The sequence below is a fragment of the Alkalibacterium sp. MB6 genome (genome assembly GCF_009935905.1).
In the GTDB taxonomy this organism is placed as follows: domain Bacteria; phylum Bacillota; class Bacilli; order Lactobacillales; family Carnobacteriaceae_A; genus Alkalibacterium.
In genome coordinates, this window is the sequence record NZ_PREX01000001.1 from 36,544 (window position 1) to 57,580 (window position 21,037).

Below are 21,037 nucleotides of genomic sequence, written 5' to 3' on the forward strand. Positions count from 1 at the left end.
GTCACAATTATGTCAATAGATGTGCTTGTGTAGTGGTGGCTTTCGGATATATTTTGGTATTATTTTATTTCAGTGGTTTCTCGGTTAACGCCATAGCTAAAAATGGATAGAGAGCCGAATCCCGTATGAGAAGCAACCGTTGGCCCATAGCTGCTGATAAAAATATCTTTAGGATTAGCACGTTCTTTTAATTCAGCTTTGATCTGTTCGGCTTCTTGCGGAACGCCCACATGACCGATAAAAATAGGGTGGTCTTCACTAGTTTCTAAATGCTTAACCGTCTGATCAATCAAGTACTTGATGGATTTCTTCCGGCCTCTTACTTTTGATTGAGGAACAAGTTTTCCGTTCGCATTCATGATTAAAATAGGTTTAACACTTAACAACGAACCAACTGTGGCGGCTGTAGCTGAAATTCTGCCTCCTCTTTGCAGGTGCTTGATATCATCCACGGTTACCCAAGAATGGTAGTGAAGCTTGTTCTGCTCAACGAAATTAATCAAAGCATCTTTCGTGTACCCTTCTTCTTTTTTCAAAGCTGCTTCGTATACTAATAGTCCTTGTCCTAAACTGACCGCTTTGGTGTCGATAATCGTAATATCCACCTCGCCATATTCTTCTTCAAGCATCTGTTTTGCTTGACGGGCACTGTTTTGTGAACCGGATAATTCAGACGACATGGCTAAGTAAATAACCGGTATCTTCTTATCCATGTAATGCTTAAACTTCTCAAGATACTGGTGCACATTAACTTGGGATGTCGATGCCGTCTCTCCATTTTTTAACCTTTGGAAAAAGTCATCTTTATCAAACGTTCTACCCATATCATCAAGCAGTTCTTCTCCACTAATATTGATGACAAATTGCATAATATCTAGATTAAAACGATCAACCATTTCCAACGGCAAATCACAGCATGAATCAGTAATCAGCTGATACTCAGTCATAATCTCCACTCCTTTATCATTACATATCTATTATACGTATTTTTATCAAAAATAGAAACGTATCCTATTGGAAATTTCTTTTTTTAAACTTTTTCACATCATTCTATCGCTTTAATAATTAGATTTAAAAAAAGAATTGACTAAAGAACGCTTGTTCGCTATACTAATGGTAACATATGTTCGGGAGGTCCATTATGGGAAAACAAGCAGCGGATACACCACTAGTTGACTATTTAAAAAGAGGCTATGGGTCCTTGGTGTCATCCTTTTCAAACGTTCAGCCTCAAATGCCTAAAGAGCAAATCGCCTTCTTTCTAAAACAAGCGGTTAGAAAACAAACACGTATTATTGTCCAAGTAAACCCTACTAGTCACGCAGATAGAATCACAGAATTTGGTGGAGTAGCCTATTTCTCTCCTAAATCGACTCAAATCATTTTGAAAACCGATAACCAACAAACGACTTACTTACTTAATGCTAAAGACATTCGACATATTCGTCGAATGGTGAAATAAATGAATAGAAAAAAACATCCTTCAACCACTTTCAAACGGTTGAAGGATGTTTTTTAGTTTAAGGTGTCTTGATTACAGTCTTTCATTAACTTTTACGAGCTCGGCTAGACGGATCTAATCGTCTCTCTAACCAAGCCAATACCAAGTCAGCAAGAACGGCCATCAAAGCTGTTGGGATCGCACCAGCAAGAATAATGGCACCACCACTGGATGCGTTCACTCCACGTTGAATGATGTCACCCAACCCTCCGGCTCCGATAAAGGTTCCGATAGCTGTGACCCCGATACCAACCACTAATGCATTTCTTAAACCGGCCATAATGACGGATAGAGCCATAGGCAGTTCCACTTTATAAGTCAATTGCCACCATGTCATTCCCATCCCTTTACCTGCATCGAGTAAAGCATTGTCAACGTTTTTAACGCCTGCGTAAGTATTCTTAATGATAGGTAGAATGGAGTATAGAAATACAGTAATGATAACGGTATTGGTCCCTATTCCAAAGCCCAACATTAAAATGGACAACATGGCTAGAGACGGAATCGTCTGGATAACGTTAGCGATACCAATAACCCAATCTGCCAGTTTTCCATGACGGGCAATGTAAAACCCTAGAGGAATAGCAATAATAGCAGCAAGAAGCACACCATAAATGGATATAAGGAAGTGTCTTAAAAATTGTTCCCAAAGGTAAGGACCATTTTGCTGAACATAATAAAACAATTGTTCTAGAATAGTCATATCTGTGACATCAGTTAATCCTTCTATATTCAGCATATTATTCCCCTCCTATCGGTTCTAGATATGGTTCAGTGTCTTCAAAATAATTGTTTTGTTCTAAAAATTCACGGGCTACAGTTGCTGGTTCAACTAAGTATTCATCAGCAACATAGTTCAGTTCTTGCATCATTTCCGTTGCGATAGTGCCTTCCATTTTTAACAAAATTTCATCTAGAATAGGGTATTCTTCAATAAGTTCAAATGTCGCTCCCGGACTTGCATCATAGGGTGGGAAGAAGTTTAAATCGTCTTCCAAGTAAACCAAATCATAACTGGCAATTCTTCCATCAGTTGAATAACCTAAAACGACATCCATATTACCAGAAGCAACCGCATCGTATACTAGACCAATTTCCATCGGGTAAACCGTTTCAAAATTAAATTGATAGGTCTCTAAGAACGCATTGTACCCATCACCTTCTCTTACCATCCAGGAGTTATCAACTCCGGCTGTTAACTCATCAGCGATAGGCGCTAAATCACTGACCGTTTCTAAGTCATACTCTTCGGCCATGTCTCTACTCACTAAGAAGGCGTAACTGTTCGCAAATCCATATGATGGATAAAACTTTTGGTTATATATGTCCGCAAAACCTTCTACTACTGTTGAATAAGCTAGGTCAGGATCAGTAATCGGATCCATGCCCAATTCACCAGTCAAAGCTGTTCCTGTATACCTAGCGGCCGCTATATCTGCATCCCCTTGAACAAGGGCCTGGTTAACCATGGTGGATGAGCCCAAGTTTTGAATCACTTCGACTTCTAAATCGGAGTAATGTTCAATCATTCCTTCTACAACGAAGCCTAAGATAACCATTTCCGTCGACGATTGAGTGGCAACGGTTATCGTTCCTTCTTCTAAATCCCCTCCTAATCCAGGTAAAGAGCAGGCCGCTGTCAATGATGTTGCCGCAGCTAATGCAGCTAATTTTAATTTATTATTTGTATTCACTATTTTTTAGCCGTCCTTTCTATCCTGAGATTAAGTTTCTAGGCGTTACTTTCTTTTCAAGTAAACCTAATAAGAAATCAACGAGTAATGCCAAGATGGTCACAGGGATGGTTCCGCCTATTATTAATTCTGGAATGTAGGCATTCAAACCATTAAAGATGAAATCGCCTAATCCTCCTGCACCAATGTAACTAGCCAAGGCTGCCCAAGCGATAACATAAGTACCCGATAAACGGATACCCGCCATGATAACCGGCGCTGCTTGAGGCAATTCCACTCGACGAATCAATTGCATTTCGGTCATACCCATTCCCCGTGCTGCATCCACCAAATCAGGATTCACTCGTCGCATCCCTGTATATGTGTTTCTCAAAATGGGAAGCAACGAATAAATGAACAAGGCAATAATTGCTGGTAATTGCCCGATACCAAATAAAGGAATCATTAGCGCTAATAAAGCAAGTGAAGGGACAGTTTGCAAAATAGAAGCTATTCCAATAACAATATCAGCCAATTTACCCGTTCGTGTTAACGCAATTCCTAAAGGAACAGCAACCAGTACGCCAAGGAACAAAGCAACTAGCGATATATATAAGTGTTCAAAGATTAATCGTATCAATTCCGATCCATATCTAGAAAAAAAATCGACCATTATGCATCCTCCTTACTCTACTTCACTAGGGATAATTTGCCCTAACGGTTGGCTATCTGCTTCCTCATCGCCTCCCCAAATCGTATCGTAAACGATATCTACTAAGGACGCGCGTGTGACCAGACCTTTTAATCGGTTCTCTTCATCTAATACAGGAATATTTTTAAATCCTCTTTTAAGCATTCGGTCCGCAGCATCACGTAATAAGGTGTGTGATTTAACATAAAAAACAGGTGTTAGAATTTCTTTTACTAAAGTTGCTTTATTTCGATTCCGGTTGATTGCTTCAAAGTCAATCATGCCAAGCAAGTGTGCCGATTCATCAATAACAAATAATTGGTCAACTCGCTTGTTCCTCATGATACGAATCGCATCTCCCAGTGTGGTATCAGCTGCCACACTGATTGGGTTTTTAACCATGACTTCGTCCACTGTTTGAATTGGCGAACGTTGTTTCAATCGGTCTTCACCTAAGAAACTCTCGACGAATTCGTTGGCTGGGTTCGCAATGATATTATCAGGTGTATCGTATTGAACAATTTTACCTTCGGACATAATGGCAATTTTATCTGCTAATTTTAACGCTTCGTCCATGTCATGTGTCACAAAAACAACTGTACGTCCCATTTCTTCTTGAAGGTGTTTTACTAACTCTTGCAATGCATCACGCGTGATAGGGTCCAGTGCACCAAAAGGTTCGTCCATCAATATAATGTCTTGGTCCGCAGCCAACGCTCGAATAACACCCACACGTTGCTGTTGCCCACCTGATAGTTCCTGTGGGTAACGATCTAAAAATTCGTCAGGCATATCCACACGGTCTAACAGACGTTTGGCAGACTGTTTCATTTTCTCTTGATCCCATTTTAGTAATTTAGGAACCATAATGATGTTTTCATAAACCGTCATATGAGGCATCAAACCGGTTTGTTGAATAACGTATCCAATTCGGCGTCTTAATTTCACTGGATCCTCATCTTTTATGTTCTTTCCATCAATCAGTATCTCTCCTGCAGTCGAATCGACCATACGGTTAATCATTCTCATGGTCGTAGTTTTCCCGCTTCCGGACGTTCCGATAAGTACGACAAATTCACCTTTATTTATCTTTAGCGAAATATTGTCAACAGCGACTGTACCATCATTATACTCTTTTGATACATTCTTAAATTCAATCATGTCCTCTACTCCTCTGTAGTAAATTTGACTGTTTTATTCACTTTATTACCTCATTCATTGACCAAAAAAAAGCTGTGTGAACGTCACAAAGGTAGACTTTTGCCATCTCCTCTATCTCACACAGTGCCATTGACGTGTTACCCTTATGTAAATGATGAGGGTAAGCTATCCAGTCAATCTCGTTTCTCATAACAATTGTATGCAACTATTTTAATGAAAAATTAGCTCCTCAAATATTATTACAGAAAGAGAAAGGGATTGCAAATGATAAGATTACAAGCATTACAGACTTCCACTGCGGGTTTGTAACTGATTTCAACCACTTTTCATAAACATAAGTAATTATTAGAATATGATGAGTTTTCACATTTATATATCGATTCTGACTTTTTTTATGCATTCGAACTGTATAAAACAAAAAAATGACCAACCCTCGTTATAAAGGCTGATCATTTTTTCTTTAAAGTATTGGTGAGAATAATCGACTAAACTGTTGTTTAAATATTTCCCATAAAGAGTAATTTTCAATAATTTCCTCTGTCAACAGGTAAGATTTTTCTACATCTTCTAAAAACACCTTCACTTGTTGTTTAGCTAGTAGCCGGTCGTAAACAAAAGCATTCACTTCGAAATTTAAGCGGAAGCTACGAATATCAAAGTTAGCTGTCCCTACAGACAGTATTTCTCCATCGATGACAATGGTTTTGGCATGTAAAAAACCATTATCGTAAATATAGACTTCAGCACCGTTTCTGACCAATTCTTCCGCGTAACTTAAGGTGGCTCTGTAAATAAAGGGATGATCCGGTTTATTAGGAATCATCAACTTGATGTTAATGCCTGATAATATGGCGATCTTCAACGTCTCCATAAGGGCTTCATCCGGTACAAAGTAAGGGGTTTGTATATAGACCGATTCTTTAGCCATGCTAATCATTTTAATAAACCCTTTTTTAATCGCCTGAACTTCATTATCCGGTCCACTGGAAACAATTTGAAGGTCCGTTTTTCCTTTTAATGGTGAAAAAGGGAAATAATCCGCCTCGTATTCAACAGCCATATCTTTGGCTGATGCATTCCAGTCCATTAAAAACCGGGATTGTAAAGTCAATACGCCATTTCCTTCAATTCTTAGATGAGTATCGCGCCAGTAACCCATTTTTTTGTATTCTCCTAGGTAGTCGTCTCCGACATTAAATCCACCCGTATAGCCTACTTCTCCATCAATTACCACAATCTTACGGTGATTTCGGTAATTTAAACGTAAATTAATCAAGAAGAATCGTGAATCCAAAAATGGTTCAGCTTGGCCACCGTACTCTCTCAGTCGGTCAAAGAAGTGTTTCCCTATCAATCGCGCTCCAACCGGATCATAGAGGAGCTTGACTTCAACCCCCTGCTTCGCCTTCTCTTCCAAAGCCTTCACTATTTTTGACCCTATCTTATCGCCTCTAAAAATGTAATAGGTCACGTGAATATGATGTTTAGCCTGACTAATATCTTCTAACAGGCTATCAAATTTGTCTTTTCCATCTGTAATCAGTCTTACCTTATTTCCTTTAGTCAAGACGGATTCATTGCTTTCTAAAAAGAGTCGAATCATTTCAAATGTTTTTTCTTGATAGTTCGATTCAGGTACGTCCAAATTTTCATTTTCAATTAACGTTTTTTGGGCTTCCACTAATTCATGCATCCCGATTTTTTCTTGGGATTGGATGTCAAAAATGTGATCCCTGGAAATTTTTCGTCCTAAAAATAAATAAATAACAAAACCGATACCTGGAAGCATCGTGATAACCAACAACCATGCCCAAATAGCTGCTATGTCTCTCTCTTTTTCTCTAAAAACGGTAAAAATAGCTAAAGCTGAGTTTAAAAAAATAAAAGCCCAAAATAGTGTGCTCAATAGTCCCATGTTCTGCTCCTCATATGAATGCTTTCGTTTCGTTTCTTTAGTTTACAATAGTAAGGCTTAATTTACCACAACATTTCGTTAACAGAGGGCAAAAATGGGTATTCTTGTACCCCTTTTTCTATTTCTTAGGCAGAAAAATTAAAGGTGTGCTTTTGACTAGCATGAACAAAACAATCGATGCCACGGTTGCTGTCGCAAAAAAGCTTAACCCGTTCATAACAAGTGAAAACACCATCGCGTTCATTCCCCATAAGGCGTAAGTTCCCCAAAAAATCCAGCCAGCTATAAAATGCCAGAAATAGCGTGCCAACGTCCCAACGATTGTCGCAATGAAAAGATAAAGGATTGTTTTACTTGTATCATTCGTCTTTATTGTCTGCCTAATTTTTGCACTGTATAAACCAGCAAAGCCCACACTGGCATAAGTAATGGTGTATTCAATCACTACTTGGTAGATATTAAGCATATAAACAGAGCCGGTCACAAAGTGCAATATTCCCCATAGAAACCCTGAAAATACCCCTGCAACAAATCCTCGTCGAACGGAAAAAAATAGTAGGGGAACCATCCCAAGAGATACACTAAAGGATGATCCGATACCCGTTGGAATAAAAGACAAAACCATTGCCATAGCGGCAAACAGTGTGCCTTCTAAATAGACTAACAACTTCTTATTTTGCATAAAAAAACTCCTCCCTCATTTTGACTGAACTAGGGAGGAGAAAAATAATCGGTCTGAGGGCATGATAAGCCATACTCTCACATTGATACACTATTTTTCATGTACTCTTCCTACGCACGCATGAACGTACAGGTTCGAAGGGTCTGAACTCACAGTTCACTCTCAGCCAATAGTATCGACTCCCCTAGTACAGTATTCATTTCTATTATAATGATTTATTTTAATTTGTAAAGCGACGATTTTGATTAACTTCCATAATGACTGGCAAGATAATTGGACGACGTTTTGTCTTTTTGAATAAATGATTACTCAATGTATCTCTAATATCTTGTTTAATGGAACCCCAATCGAAATCGTTGTGAGCTAAATTCTTTCGGACAATTTCTTTGACGAGATCAGTTGATTCATCGATTAAGTCCTGACTTTCTTTAACAAACACGAATCCTCGCGTCACAATATGTGGATTAGATACGATTTTCTGTTTCTTACGGTCAATCGTCACCACTGCGACAAAAATACCATCTTCAGACAGCAAGCGTCTGTCTCTTAGGACAATGTTCCCGATATCTCCAATACCAATACCATCGATTAAAGTATTGTCAGCTGATACTTGACCACTTTGAGTCATTTTGTTTTTCGAGTAGCTAACGACATCACCATTACTTAAAATGAAAATATTTTGGTATGGAATGCCGGTTTCATTCGCTAAGTTGGCATGCGCTGATAACATGCGGTATTCACCCTGAATCGGGATGAAGTATTTAGGTTTTAATAAGTTAATCATTAACTGCAAGTCGTAAGGTGTCGCATGTCCAGACGCTTTAATTTTGTCTGATAACTGGACAACGGATGCGCCTGCTCTGTAAATGAGGTTTTCTGTTTCTGCAACGGTTACTTCCATAGCGATAGACGGACTTGTCGCAATGAAAATCACGTCGCCTTCTTTGATGTTCACTTGGTCATGGTTACCAGTTGCCATACGGTTAAGCGTTTTGATTGGCTCTCCTGCTGCTCCAGTTTCCAAAACTAAAATCTGATCATCATCATACTTATCAATCTTATCTACGCTGACAATCAACTGATCATCTGGCAAAGTTAATTTATCAAGTTTTAAAGCCGTTTCGATAATGGCTTCAAGGTTCTTACCTGTAATGAAGACATTTCTTCCTGAATCGTGAGCCGCGTTTAATACTTGCTGAATACGCAAAATATTACTGGCTACTGCAGCAACGATAATTCGACTGCTCGTGTTTTGGAATATATCCACGACTTCCTCTTGCACGCGCTTTTCAGAAACGTTCTCCACAGGGCTTTCTGCATCGCCTGAATCACTCAACAAAGCAAGCACGCCGCCTTTACCCAAATCTGATATGTGGGATAAATCAGTGCTGTACATGTTTTGAGCACTTTGATCAAACTTAAAGTTACCTGTATAAACAATATAACCCTCATCTGTGTTAATGGCTATCCCCATTGAATCAGGGATTGTGTGAGTGGTTCTAAAGAATTTGATCGTTGTTTTATGGAAATCAATTTCTGTTTTTTCATCAATCACATGATAATCATCGAATTTCGGATTCAAATTGGACTCTTTAACAAATAATTTCGCTAAAGCAATGGTCAGTTCCGAGCCGAATACGGGCACATTAAATGTATCCAAGAAATAAGGCAATGCTCCAATAGCATCTTCGTGGCCATGCGTTAAAAAGACGCCTGCTATTCTGTCTTTATTTTCTTCCAGATACGTAAAGTCGGGAATGATTGCATCGATTCCAAACAAACCATCTTCTGGATACATTAAGCCGCAATCCAGGACAAATATATCCTCATCCACTTCTACGACATACAAGTTTTTACCATTTTCTCTTACTCCTCCAAGAGGAATAATTTTTATATTACTCACTTTTTTCCACCTCTAATTTAGCTTTTTAAGCTCAGTATTTTATAAATAGTGACATCTATTGCACGTATCAGTTCATATTTACAGTAATTTAAGTATAGCATAGATATAGTCAAAATCCTACTTATCCGGTATACTGGGCCTGTCAATTCGTTTATCATTTCAAAGGAGGTTCTTGAACTGGAATTAGCTATCATTCACCAGCTACAGATTGTTTACCCGCGCTCGATGAGTTTGCGGACCCTTTCATCACGTCTTAACGTCTCAGAAACCGAGTGCTTAATTGCTATTCATCGGCTAACAGATAAGCATTTTCCCATTACCGAAGAACAGGAAGGTTACCGCTTGAACATCCCTATGGTGACTCCCTCTATTATAGCAAAACCTATTGAACAGTTGGGGATTGGCCACTCCATCCTTGCTCTTGAAACAGTCGCATCAACGAATACTTATGCTCTGGACCAATTGCCTTCTTTAGACCACGGGACACTGGTGTTGGCTCTTGATCAATCCAAAGGTAAAGGACGCTTAGGTCGGGAGTGGCACGTTCCACCTGGAAAATCTGTCTCTCTTTCCATTGTCTTAAAACCTACTATTAGCTCAGATACATTGACCCTACTGACTCAGTTAACCGCAGCCGCTCTTTGCAGAAGTTTGAAAGCATATGGTGATGCGAAAATAAAATGGCCGAATGATATCTTAATGGATGGGAAAAAAGTAGCTGGCATCTTAATTGAATCTCACTTTGAACAAATATCTTTAACTGGTGTCGTCATTGGAGTCGGCATCAATACCAATCTTTTACCGGAAGATTTTTCTGATGAGTTGAAGGAAAAAGCTAGCTCGTTAAGGGATCTCTCTGGAAACGTCATTGATCCTAACCCTTTGATAGTGGACGTTATCCGTCAGTTGAATTTATTGTATTATGAGTGGATTGAGTCAAAAGATGCTTCTTTGTTTATAGACATCTGTAGGAAGGAATCTATTCTGATTAATAAAGACGTGCGTGTCTATTCTCCTGATGGGACGCACAAAGAAGCCAGAGTCACCGATATTAACTCGTTTGGCGAACTAATGGTTCAGTACGAAGGCCAACAGTCTCCTGAACCGCTGAGAACATTGGATTTTTCGGTTAGAGGTGTAAACGGCTATATCTAATAAACAATCCGACTTCCCTTTTTCAAGAATGGAGTCGGATTTTATTATAGTGTGGCAAGCCATATGAGCACAAGTTGATGCATTGGATAATAAACGTAAAAGAAATAACGAGGCAGTCGAGGAAGCTTGATTCTTGTTTTTATTGAGAAAAAAACGAGCGCCAGTAAGGAATAGCTCTGAAGTGAGATGCCATATATAAATTGAACAGCGATGGATAACAGTGTGCCTTGCTTCCAATCTTTTTCTTTAAACCAGTAGATGGCCCATCCAAATAAAAAGCCATAGATGCTGTATTCAGTAAACAGGCTAAGAAAACCGAATAAGACCGTCCACCGTTGGTACTTTAACGATAGTGAAAAACAAACAAGCAGAAAAATTACATTAATCGTATTGGGCGTGATGGGCATGGATAAGATGCCGACTAGTACCATTCGACTAATATACCGACCATAATGCTTTGTACGCTGAGTCCCTTCAATGGTCGAATACAAGAAGCATGGAAAAGCGAGTCGGCCGATAAGACGTAGCAATCTCCCTTGCGGAAAGAGAAAATACCCGATATGATCAATCGTCATCGTTATAATTCCGATCCATTTGATGAGATTTAAATGATGGTCAAATTCTTTTTTCATCGTTCCCTCGCCCCTCACCTACTCTACGATACTGCCTTTGAAAATCAATACATTTATTATAAATCGCCAATGAGTGGAACTCCAGATATTTTTTGCTTTAGTTAGTCTCAATATGAGTTTGGTCACAAGTTAATTTCCGTTTTTCATTTTAACTTGTATCAATATGGAGTTGGTCATAAGTTAGTTTCTGTTTTTCATTTTAACTTGTCTCAATATGGGTTTGGTCACAAGTTAGTTTCTGTTTTTCTTTTTATCTTGTCTCAATATGAGTTTGGTCACAAGTTAGTTTCTGTTTTTCATTTTAACTTGTATCCATACGAAAAAAAGCACCGCTCCTCTTTCTCTTTTGAGAAAAACAGGGCGGTGCTGATCGTTCAGTTATTATTCGCTGTCCGTATTCATGATCGATTTACGAGACAAGTTCACTCGTCCCCGGTCATCAATTTCTGTTACTTTAACGTCAAGGGTATCACCGACTGAGAATTCGTCAGCAACGTTCTTAATGTATTTGTCGGACAATTCTGAAACGTGTACCAAACCGTCCGTTCCTTTAATAATTTCTACAAAGGCTCCGAATTTTTCGATACGTTTAATTGTTCCAGTATACACTTTACCAACTTCTACTTCTTCAGTTAATTGCTGAATGATTTCAATGGCACGTTTGATACCGTCTGGGTCTTGACCGTAAATAGACACGTTACCTTCTTCATCGATATCGATTTTAACTTGCGTTTCATCAATAATTTTATTGATGGTTTCTCCGCCTTTACCGATAACCACTTTAATTTTGTCAGGTTTAATTTTGATTGACTCAATTTTTGGAGCGTAACGGCTTAACTCGCCACGAGGTGAATCAATAGTCGCTTCAAGGTTATCAAGAATTTCCAGACGTGCTTGTTTCGCTTGGACCAACGCTTCTTCCAAGATAGCACGTGTAATGCCTTCAATTTTAATATCCATTTGAAGTGCTGTGATTCCTTTACGGGTTCCAGCTACTTTAAAGTCCATATCTCCAAGGTGGTCTTCCAATCCTTGAATGTCTGTTAAAACAGTATAGTTGTCCCCGTCCATCACAAGACCCATTGCAATACCGCCAACTGGAGCTGTAATCGGTACACCCGCATCCATTAGAGCTAATGTGCCTGCACAGATACTTGCTTGGGAAGATGAACCGTTTGATTCTAATACTTCAGATACTAAACGAATCGTGTAAGGGAAGTCGATTGAGTTAGGGATAACATAGCTTAATGCTCGCTCACCCAATGCACCGTGTCCGATTTCACGACGACCTGGTCCTCTTGAAGGTCCAGTGCTTCCGACAGAGAACTGCGGGAAGTTGTAGTGGTGAATGAATCGTTTGCTGTCTTCACTGCTCAAACCGTCTAAGATTTGGTGCTCATTTAGTGGTCCTAATGTTGCAACAGATAGAGCTTGCGTTTGTCCACGAGTAAAGAGACCTGAACCGTGTACGCGAGGCAACAAGCCAACTTCAGATTCAAGCGAACGAATCTCGTCAACTTTACGGCCATCAGGGCGTGTGTTTTCTTCTGTGATTAAACGACGGACTTCATCTTTTTCAAGATCTTCTACAATCGCATTGACATCTTTTAATACAGAAGCAAGCGACGCATCGTCTTGGTATTTTTCTTCATAAGTAGCTACGATTTCGGCTTTCAATTCTTCAGTTTTTTCAGCACGTTCTTGTTTGTCGAAAGTTTGAATGGCTTCTTTCATTGCATCGTTGTATTCAGCAGTGATTTCGGCTTTCAAATCTGCATCAGGTAGAAGCAATTGAACGTCCATTTTTTCTTGACCCACTGCAGCAACGATTTCTTCCTGGAAAGCACATAATTCTTTAATCACATCGTGACCGAATAGTAAAGCCTGCAACATATCTTCTTCAGATACTTGATCGGCTCCACTTTCAACCATGTTAATGGCATCTTTAGTACCCGCAACAGTTAATTCAATGTCTGACTGTTCCATTAATTCTTCAGAAGGATTGATAACAAATTCGCCATCAATACGACCAATAGTTACCCCAGCGATTGGGCCATTGAAAGGAATGTCGGATATGCATAGAGCTAAAGATGAGCCTAGCATGGCTGACATTTCTGGTGAATTGTCTGGATCAACAGACATCACTGTGTTTGTGATTTGAACTTCGTTACGGAAGCCTTCTGCAAACATCGGACGAATGGGTCTGTCGATTAGTCGAGCGGTTAGGGTTGCGTTTTCTGAAGGGCGTCCTTCACGTTTGATAAATCCTCCTGGAATTTTACCAACGGAGTACATTTTTTCTTCATAGTTAACGGTTAACGGGAAGAAAGGCATCGTACTTGGGTTCTTACTCGCTACAGCTGCCGTTAAAACAACCGTGTCTTCGTAACGGACCAATACAGCGCCATTCGCTTGTTTAGCCAATTGACCTGTTTCGACAGTTAACGTACGACCACCGAGTTCTGTTGTAAATGTTTGTTTTGCTGACATAATATTCTCCTTATTTATTAACAGGAGGCCCCACCTACTAAACAAACCTCAACCGTCTTGGATTTAAAACGGCTCACATTTGTATAGTAGACTGGCAGGCTTCCTGTAAAGTGTATTTTCATCCACTATCATTATATAGGAATGTTTATAAAAAAGCGAGATTCCTAAGAATCTCGCTTTAACTATTTAACATCTTTATTTAAATCCTACTGCCAAAAGCAGTTAGTGTATAAATTAACGACGTAGTCCCAGTCTTTGGATTAGTTCACGGTAACGTGCAATATCCTTGTTACGTAGGTAAGCAAGTAGGTTACGACGGTGACCGATTTTTTTCATTAGTCCACGCATAGAATGGAAATCTTTCTTGTGTGTTTGAGCATGATCGTTCAACTCATTAATGTCAGCAGTTAATACAGCGATCTGTACTTCGGGAGAACCAGTGTCCCCTTCGTGACGAGCGTATTCTTTCATGATCTCTTGTTTTCTTTCTTGTGAAATTGCCATTGTTTACACCTCTTTTCTATTTTATGAATCCATTTACCGAGAACGCGTTGGTGAAACGACGAACCAAGTAAAGGTCTGTGCGTCTTAAGCACATTGTAAAGATTACACCAATTGGAGTGGAAAATCAAGCACATTGATTAAATTAAAACTAATCCGTCACTTCATGTACTTCGTTTTCAGTTCCATGACAACGTCTCTTAATTCAGCTGCTTTTTCGAAGTTCAAATCTTTCGCCGCTTCTTTCATTTCCAGTTCCATTGTTTCGATCAGTTCCATTCGTTCACGTCTACTTAAGTTCTTAATCGTTTCTTCAGATAGATCTTTTTCTTCATCGTCGACAGCTGTTGAAATACGTATCAAATCACGTACGTCTTTGCGAATCGTTGTTGGTGTAATGCCGTGTGTCTCGTTATGCTCTTTTTGGATAACACGGCGACGTTGCGTTTCGTCAATGGCTAATCGCATGGAGTCAGTAATGCGGTCTGCATACATGATGACACGCCCATTTTCGTTACGAGCTGCTCGTCCAATGGTTTGAATGAGTGACCGACCACTTCTTAAGAACCCTTCTTTATCAGCATCAAGAATCGTAACCAGAGACACTTCAGGTACATCCAGTCCCTCTCTTAATAAGTTAATGCCGATTAAGACATCGTATTTTCCAATACGCAAATCACGGATAATCTGCGTCCGCTCTAATGTTTTAACGTCACTGTGTAGGTATGCTACTTTTATACCAACTTCTTTCAAATAATCTGTCAAGTCTTCTGACATTTTCTTCGTCAAAGTGGTAATAAAAACCCGTTCATTTCTCTCCGTGCGTTTATTTATTTCTTCAATAATATCATCGATTTGACCTTTAATTGGCCTAACTTCAATAATCGGATCCAGTAAGCCTGTCGGGCGAATAATTTGTTCAACGACTTGAGAGGAACGGTTGATTTCATAGTCTGCCGGTGTAGCAGAAACATAAGTGATTTGAGGTACTCTTTCTTCAAACTCTTCCAAACGGAGTGGACGGTTGTCCAAAGCGCTTGGTAAACGGAAGCCATGATCAATGAGCTGTTGTTTTCGAGCTCTGTCTCCATTATACATCCCTCTAATTTGAGACATTGTCATATGCGACTCGTCAATAATAAACAATGAATCCTCGGGGAAAAAGTCCAGCAATGTATAAGGTGCCTCTCCAGGAAGTCTACCATCCATGTGTCTAGAGTAGTTTTCAATCCCTGAGCAGTAACCCATCTCCATTAACATTTCCAAATCATAATTGGTTCGTTGTTCCAATCGTTGTGCTTCAAGTAATTTATTTTCAGCTTTAAATTCTTTTAGGCGATCTTCCAGTTCTGCTTTAATCGCTTCAATAGCTGAACGAGTTTGTTCATCGTTGGATACGAAGTGAGTAGCTGGGAAAATAGCCGCATGTGATAAATCAGCTTTCACTTCTCCGGTTAAAACATCCACTTCTCTTATCCGGTCAATCTCGTCTCCAAAAAACTCAACTCTGATCGCTTCACTTTCACGTGACGCGAGGAATATTTCGACAACATCTCCTCTTACTCTAAACCGACCACGCTGAAAATCGATATCGTTACGTTCGAACTGCATCTCAACCAATCTGGTTAATAAAGCATCCCTGCTTATTTCCATACCGGATCTTAGTGACAAGACATGGTCTCTGTAATCTTTTGGGTTAACCAGTCCGTAAATACAAGAAACGGAAGCCACCACTATGACATCTCTTCTTTCCAAAAGAGAACTGGTTGCTGAGTGACGCAGTTTATCAATTTCATCATTGATACTGGCATCTTTTTCAATAAATGTATCTGTCGAAGGAACATAAGCCTCTGGTTGATAGTAGTCATAATAACTGACAAAATACTCGACGGCGTTATCAGGAAAGAATTCTTTGAATTCTGTATATAACTGACCTGCCAATGTTTTATTATGGGCCATAACCAAGGTCGGCTTATTGACTTGTTGGATCACGTTAGACATCGTAAAGGTTTTACCCGTACCGGTGGCACCGAGTAAAACTTGTTCTTTTTGGTTATCATTTATTCCTTGAACCAGTTTCTTTATAGCTTCTGGTTGATCCCCACTGGGTTGGTAAATCGATTTAAGTTTAAACGAATCTTTCACTCAAACAGACTCCTTTCTCAATCATTTATTAGTTCATAGTTTACCACAAAAAAAGTATTCTCAGAGGCGGACTGCCTAGTGAGAATACTTTTTTAAGTTAGTCATAATTAAGCTAATTTTTTGCTTAAACGAGATTTAATTCTAGCTGCTTTATTTTGGTGTAAAAAGCCTTTAGAAGCTGCGTTGTCAACACTTTTAACAGCTTTATTGAAAAGCTCTTGTGCGTTGTCAGCTTTAGCGTCTGCTGCTACCTCGAATTGTTTAACTGCTGTTCTTGCTGCAGAAACCTGTCCTTGGTTGTTTTCTCTCTTTTTAACGTCTTGTCTTTGTCTTTTAATCGTTTGTACTGTGTTTGCCATGTTTAAAACACTCCTTATCATTTAATGGTTTGAATTGAATCGTGACTGTGACGATACACAGCCTGTTCTGCCCGTATGGGTATTGTTCTTCATTCAACATTCTCCATTTTACAACAGTTACTGTCACTTTTCAATGAAAACTTGACATCCTGTTCAGTTAATTTACTTTGAAAGCCATAAATCAGCTTGTTTATGACAATGTTGAAAACTTCCATATAAATAATTCCACTGATATTTCTGGATTAACACGTCCTGTCTTAATGTCGTAATCAGTGTCAATTAACAAATGATGGGCTTGAGACAATACTGATTGAGGAAAGGCTTTTTCCTTTTGTATAGCTAGTTTAATCCGGTAAGGGTGGACCTTTAACAGCGATGCAATGTCTGCTTGTTGATAACCTTTTGAACGCAGTATTTTCACTTGTAAAAGTAATCTGAATTCTGCAATCATCAAGGCAATAATTTTTATCGGGTCTTCTTTTTGATTCAACAAATCTTGATACAACTCAATAGACCCTTTCACATTTTTCTTCAACACTCGTTCATTCAATTCAAATATATTCTGTTCCAAGGATTTCGATACCAATTTATGAATGGTTTCGTCTGTAATGTGTTTATCTGTTGAATGATACAACATCAATTTTTCTAATTCTTTCTTTCCTTTAGTCAATTGTCGGTCTGTAAGTTGCATTAAGAGGGCCAGTGACTCTCTAGATAGGTGATAGCCTTCTTCTTTAGCATAGGTTTTCAAATAAGTTGCCGTGTCGTGATCGGATGCTGGAGTCGCTTCAATGACCTCAGCATGCTTGAGCAGCAACTTCGTCACTTTTTTACGTTTATCCAATTTATCATAAGGGGCAAGGAAAACCACAATGGAAAAATCAGATGGATTAGTGATATAAGTCTCTAATAATTCCAAGGAATGATTAACCGAGGATGATACTTGCTTACCAGTCAATATGTAACTTGAATGAACAATGATGAGCTTTTTTTCTCCAAAAAACGGGAAGCTTTCCGCTTCGTAGATCACATCATCAATACTGGTTTCTGTTAAATTAAAATGGGAAATATTCATGTCATCTTCGTTGTTGTCTTTCATTCTATTAATAAATGTACGAGTCACTTCTTCTAGTATCATTGACTCCGTACCCCATGCCACATACAAAGATTGCATGTTGTTTTGCATAATTTTATTCAATTGAGCCGTCGTGTTCTTCATTTTAATCTCCTTCAGGCTGATAATAAGTGTTTATTGTGGGCCTTCGCTTGAGCCAGTCAGTTAATTTAGGATGGTGCGCATATCTATACTGAATGCCCCCCATCTGATCCGTCCGGTAAGGCATGATGTCGTAATCTTCCAGACGACTTAAAACCGACGGATGCGGATGACCATAAGCATTTTGTCTTCCTAAAGATAGCCATGCGTACGATGCATTTAATTGAGAGAGCAGTGTGTCATGAGTGGACGTGTCACTGCCATGGTGGCCTACCTTTAAAATATCCACCTGTAAATTGGGGTATAAATTAACTAAGGATGCTTCCCCTTCTTTTTCAAGATCCCCTGTGAAGAGCCATGTGTAGTCACCGATTTTAGATAGCAAGACAAGCGACTGGTTATTGCCACTCTTCTCCCCCACATCATTAATCGGATAGATGAGTCGGGTTCCTTTTGGAAGATAGTTTATAGAATCAGGGTGTTGTGAACGAATTGCTTTATCTTTAAGTTCAGAGACTGCTAGTATGCTCTGGACTTTTTCATCTGTTAGTGTCTGTTCACTAGCCATTACCGCTTTTATATTGAGCGAGGCTGCTATATCGCTTAATGCATCCACGTGGTCTGTATCTGGATGAGTCAAGAGAACGGTTTGCAGTTCATGGACCCCTTGTGATTTTAAAACCGGTACAACAATATCTGTTCCCACCGAGAAGGGCTTGGCTCTCTCTTGCCAAGGCTCTTTCTCTCCCCAAGACACCGTTCCTCCCGTGTCAATTAAGTAACTCCCTTTGCCCCAGGGTTCTTTAATCAGTATCGACTCCCCTTGCCCCACATCGATCATCATGACTTGCCCAAAGGGAGAATAACGAACAGACAGAAGAGTGGCTAGTATCAACATCAGTGAAACAGCTTGTAAACCGTTTTGTTTTTTTGTTTTTTCAAAAGATAATAAGAAAATGATTACGCCTACCACTAAAAATACAGAAGCAAAAAGCGATAGCCGCCCTGTAACAACCGTAAAATCAACTGATTGCTGAATGAACTGTGCTGACTTTTCCATTACTAATATAAGGCGTTCCGAGACAGATAGCAAGGCATTGAATAGTAGCGTTTGAGATAAGACGGGAGACACGAGAACACTAAATAACAGCATAGGTAATAGAAGCAGTGACACAAACGGAATAAACACCGCATTTAACAACACTACTCCCCAAGAAAATTCGAAAAAATGAAAGGTCAAAATAGGGAGAGAACTGAGAAATAGCACAAGGTTCATGACTCCATAGGCTTTGATTTTAGAATAGTTAAGAAAATAAGGTTGCGCGGTTAATATGATGAGAATCAACGTCATCACATAACTCAACTGAAAACCAATTTCAAATATAATGTAAGGATTAATCAGTATCGATACGGAGAATAAAATAGCCCACGTATCTAATGCCGGTAGTCTTTGCTCTCCTTTATCACTTACTAATCGAATCCAAGTCATACCAATTGCTCGAAACACACTCACTCCAAAACCAGTGAATAAACCATAAATAGGCAGTGTTACTAGAAGAAAACCCCTAATGCTTTCTTTTGTCATACGAGAGTGGATTAAAACTGACTCAAATAGATGAATAAATAAGTGGACGTGTAGGCCAGAAATACTGAGTAGATGAACAATACCCAGTTGTCTAAAGGAATCAGAAACGACATCCGGGAAATCTCTTTTATCCGCAAACACGAGCGCTTTTGTATAGATAGCCGCTTGTTTGGAAAAAGTCGAATCAATATAAGCCAGTAGCTTTTCCCTTATTGAATCCATTCGGTATAGCAGTGTGCGATTTTGACTAAGTGTTGGGACAGGAATTAATGCTTCTGCCTCAATGACTCTATAAATCTGTTGTCTATTCAAGTAGTTTTTATAATCGAATTGATGACTATTGCTAGCCTTAGTTGGACTCTTGGCTTCCCCTTTTACCCGATAGCTATGGGCCTTCTTTTCTTTTAATGCCACCATTGTCTCTTCTGTGGGACTTGTGTACCTGACTATCACTTCTTCGCGGGTCGTTTCGTCAGTATACATCCCCTGGAAGACTAAGCGGTCGCCGTCCCATTTCACCGTCGACGCCTTCACTTCAATGACGTAATCCTGAGTGCCTTCTTTCCAATCGACCACCGTTTCTTTTTGATGAAAGGACAGCCTGACAATCATCAACAGGCTAATCAAAAAGGTGAATAGGATGAGCTTGGGTTGACGAGTATAAAGGATACGACTAGACCAGACTAAAATCAATAAGAACGCTAAGCGCGAATCATCCGCTAGCATAAATAAACTGATAAAACAAAGCAGGACTGAAGGAAAAAACACCTTTCCTCTCAAGTGACCTTATTCCATTGCCTTTCGGTCATCTTGAAAGGTGGAGCTGTTGGTTGTTGGCATATCAACCTGGTCAGAAAGGTTATAATGCGACGTGATGCTACTGAAAAAATCAGCTGGTACAGATATTTGTTCTGTTTCCACATTGGCTAAAGCTAATAATTCTTCAGCATAAGGGTGATTTTTGTAATCGTTTAAGTAGTAAATTTTGGCGATGCCACTTTGTATCAGGAGTTTTGTGCACTGGAGGCAAGGAAAATGAGTCACATAGATATCTGCGCCTTCCGTTTCCACTCCAAATTTTGCACATTGAAGCAAGGCATTTGCTTCAGCGTGAATGGTTCTAAGGCAATGACCGTCAACGACATAACAGCCCTGCTCGGAGCAATGGACATCTCCACTGACTGAGCCGTTATACCCTCCTGAGATCATTCGCTTATCTCTAACGATGGTCGCTCCGACTGCTAAGCGAGAGCACGTACTTCTCATAGACAATAACATACTTTGTGACATAAAATACTGATTCCATGGTATCCGTTGAGTCATGTTAAACACTCCATTCTGTCGAATTCGTTTGGTATTCAATGAGTTGATTAAAAGCTTTATATCCTTAAGTATACAAAAGCAAGGCAAGTGAAGCAATCTAATCTG

General features: G+C 39.4%; 18 protein-coding genes and 1 riboswitch. Of the genes, 2 read left to right on the forward strand and 16 right to left on the reverse strand.

Features of this window, described 5'->3' with window-relative positions; genetic code table 11:
* Nucleotides 1–59: 59 nt before the first annotated feature.
* The gene (locus C3945_RS00170; protein WP_161877656.1) at nt 60–947 is read right to left on the reverse strand and encodes a DegV family protein; all 888 of its coding nucleotides are present in this window, start codon (nt 945–947) and stop codon (nt 60–62) included.
* Nucleotides 948–1,141: 194 nt separating this feature from the next.
* On the opposite strand from C3945_RS00170, the gene C3945_RS00175 reads away from it, so the two are divergent.
* On the forward strand, nt 1,142–1,462 hold the full coding sequence (locus C3945_RS00175) for a hypothetical protein (RefSeq protein ID WP_161877657.1): 321 nt from the start codon (nt 1,142–1,144) through the stop codon (nt 1,460–1,462).
* Between the two features lie 85 nt (nt 1,463–1,547).
* On the opposite strand, the gene C3945_RS00180 is transcribed toward C3945_RS00175, so the two are convergent.
* The 7 genes from C3945_RS00180 to C3945_RS00210 all read right to left on the reverse strand — a co-directional run bounded on the left by C3945_RS00180 (nt 1,548) and on the right by C3945_RS00210 (nt 9,526).
* Nucleotides 1,548–2,240 (reverse strand): ABC transporter permease, encoded by a 693-nt coding sequence (locus C3945_RS00180; protein ID WP_272928066.1) that lies wholly within the window; start codon nt 2,238–2,240, stop codon nt 1,548–1,550.
* A gap of 1 nt (nt 2,241) precedes the next feature.
* On the reverse strand, nt 2,242–3,195 hold the full coding sequence (locus tag C3945_RS00185; protein WP_161877658.1) for an osmoprotectant ABC transporter substrate-binding protein: 954 nt from the start codon (nt 3,193–3,195) through the stop codon (nt 2,242–2,244).
* 19 nt (nt 3,196–3,214) lie between these two features.
* Entirely contained in the window at nt 3,215–3,847 is a 633-nt protein-coding gene (locus C3945_RS00190; protein WP_161877659.1) for an ABC transporter permease, read from the reverse strand.
* 12 nt (nt 3,848–3,859) lie between these two features.
* On the reverse strand, nt 3,860–5,026 hold the full coding sequence (locus tag C3945_RS00195; protein ID WP_161877660.1) for a betaine/proline/choline family ABC transporter ATP-binding protein: 1,167 nt from the start codon (nt 5,024–5,026) through the stop codon (nt 3,860–3,862).
* 460 nt (nt 5,027–5,486) lie between these two features.
* A complete protein-coding gene (gene cls, locus C3945_RS00200) occupies nt 5,487–6,941 on the reverse strand; it encodes a cardiolipin synthase (RefSeq protein WP_161877661.1) in 1,455 nt (484 codons plus the stop codon).
* A gap of 118 nt (nt 6,942–7,059) precedes the next feature.
* Complete coding sequence (gene thiT, locus C3945_RS00205; protein ID WP_161877662.1) at nt 7,060–7,623, reverse strand: energy-coupled thiamine transporter ThiT; 564 nt, start codon at nt 7,621–7,623, stop codon at nt 7,060–7,062.
* Nucleotides 7,624–7,712: 89 nt separating this feature from the next.
* Nucleotides 7,713–7,819, reverse strand: a riboswitch (TPP riboswitch).
* A 24-nt stretch (nt 7,820–7,843) separates the two neighbouring features.
* Complete coding sequence (locus C3945_RS00210) at nt 7,844–9,526, reverse strand: ribonuclease J (RefSeq protein ID WP_161877663.1); 1,683 nt, start codon at nt 9,524–9,526, stop codon at nt 7,844–7,846.
* A 342-nt stretch (nt 9,527–9,868) separates the two neighbouring features.
* On the opposite strand from C3945_RS00210, the gene C3945_RS00215 reads away from it, so the two are divergent.
* Entirely contained in the window at nt 9,869–10,681 is an 813-nt protein-coding gene (locus C3945_RS00215) for a biotin--[acetyl-CoA-carboxylase] ligase (RefSeq protein ID WP_161877664.1), read from the forward strand.
* Nucleotides 10,682–10,725: 44 nt separating this feature from the next.
* On the opposite strand, the gene C3945_RS00220 is transcribed toward C3945_RS00215, so the two are convergent.
* The 8 genes from C3945_RS00220 to C3945_RS00255 form a co-directional block, all read right to left on the reverse strand.
* Nucleotides 10,726–11,313: a TraX family protein gene (locus C3945_RS00220; protein WP_161877665.1), complete on the reverse strand. Its 588-nt coding sequence runs from the start codon at nt 11,311–11,313 to the stop codon at nt 10,726–10,728.
* Between the two features lie 381 nt (nt 11,314–11,694).
* Nucleotides 11,695–13,803, reverse strand: a complete 2,109-nt coding sequence (gene pnp / locus C3945_RS00225; protein ID WP_161877666.1) for a polyribonucleotide nucleotidyltransferase — start codon at nt 13,801–13,803, stop codon at nt 11,695–11,697.
* Nucleotides 13,804–14,037: 234 nt separating this feature from the next.
* Entirely contained in the window at nt 14,038–14,307 is a 270-nt protein-coding gene (gene rpsO, locus C3945_RS00230; protein ID WP_161877667.1) for a 30S ribosomal protein S15, read from the reverse strand.
* A gap of 156 nt (nt 14,308–14,463) precedes the next feature.
* Entirely contained in the window at nt 14,464–16,449 is a 1,986-nt protein-coding gene (gene uvrB / locus C3945_RS00235; RefSeq protein WP_161877668.1) for an excinuclease ABC subunit UvrB, read from the reverse strand.
* Nucleotides 16,450–16,556: 107 nt separating this feature from the next.
* Complete coding sequence (rpsT, locus tag C3945_RS00240; RefSeq protein ID WP_161877669.1) at nt 16,557–16,808, reverse strand: 30S ribosomal protein S20; 252 nt, start codon at nt 16,806–16,808, stop codon at nt 16,557–16,559.
* A gap of 190 nt (nt 16,809–16,998) precedes the next feature.
* The gene (holA, locus tag C3945_RS00245; RefSeq protein ID WP_161877670.1) at nt 16,999–18,027 is read right to left on the reverse strand and encodes a DNA polymerase III subunit delta; all 1,029 of its coding nucleotides are present in this window, start codon (nt 18,025–18,027) and stop codon (nt 16,999–17,001) included.
* A 1-nt stretch (nt 18,028) separates the two neighbouring features.
* On the reverse strand, nt 18,029–20,335 hold the full coding sequence (locus tag C3945_RS00250) for a DNA internalization-related competence protein ComEC/Rec2 (RefSeq protein ID WP_161877671.1): 2,307 nt from the start codon (nt 20,333–20,335) through the stop codon (nt 18,029–18,031).
* A gap of 60 nt (nt 20,336–20,395) precedes the next feature.
* Entirely contained in the window at nt 20,396–20,932 is a 537-nt protein-coding gene (locus C3945_RS00255; protein WP_161877672.1) for a ComE operon protein 2, read from the reverse strand.
* Nucleotides 20,933–21,037: the final 105 nt, after the last annotated feature.

Excerpts from the sequence above, each read along its gene's own strand:
- pnp (WP_161877666.1), bottom strand. The coding sequence starts at position 13,803 with ATGTCAGCAAAACAAACATTTACAACAGAACTCGGTGGTCGTACGTTA.
- rpsO (WP_161877667.1), bottom strand. The coding sequence starts at position 14,307 with ATGGCAATTTCACAAGAAAGAAAACAAGAGATCATGAAAGAATACGCT.
- C3945_RS00190 (WP_161877659.1), bottom strand. The coding sequence starts at position 3,847 with ATGGTCGATTTTTTTTCTAGATATGGATCGGAATTGATACGATTAATC.
- C3945_RS00220 (WP_161877665.1), bottom strand. The coding sequence starts at position 11,313 with ATGAAAAAAGAATTTGACCATCATTTAAATCTCATCAAATGGATCGGA.
- rpsT (WP_161877669.1), bottom strand. The coding sequence starts at position 16,808 with ATGGCAAACACAGTACAAACGATTAAAAGACAAAGACAAGACGTTAAA.
- holA (WP_161877670.1), bottom strand. The coding sequence starts at position 18,027 with ATGAAGAACACGACGGCTCAATTGAATAAAATTATGCAAAACAACATG.
- C3945_RS00180 (WP_272928066.1), bottom strand. The coding sequence starts at position 2,240 with ATGCTGAATATAGAAGGATTAACTGATGTCACAGATATGACTATTCTA.
- C3945_RS00195 (WP_161877660.1), bottom strand. The coding sequence starts at position 5,026 with ATGATTGAATTTAAGAATGTATCAAAAGAGTATAATGATGGTACAGTC.
- C3945_RS00250 (WP_161877671.1), bottom strand. The coding sequence starts at position 20,335 with ATGCTAGCGGATGATTCGCGCTTAGCGTTCTTATTGATTTTAGTCTGG.
- thiT (WP_161877662.1), bottom strand. The coding sequence starts at position 7,623 with ATGCAAAATAAGAAGTTGTTAGTCTATTTAGAAGGCACACTGTTTGCC.
- C3945_RS00170 (WP_161877656.1), bottom strand. The coding sequence starts at position 947 with ATGACTGAGTATCAGCTGATTACTGATTCATGCTGTGATTTGCCGTTG.
- C3945_RS00175 (WP_161877657.1), top strand. The coding sequence starts at position 1,142 with ATGGGAAAACAAGCAGCGGATACACCACTAGTTGACTATTTAAAAAGA.
- cls (WP_161877661.1), bottom strand. The coding sequence starts at position 6,941 with ATGGGACTATTGAGCACACTATTTTGGGCTTTTATTTTTTTAAACTCA.
- C3945_RS00255 (WP_161877672.1), bottom strand. The coding sequence starts at position 20,932 with ATGACTCAACGGATACCATGGAATCAGTATTTTATGTCACAAAGTATG.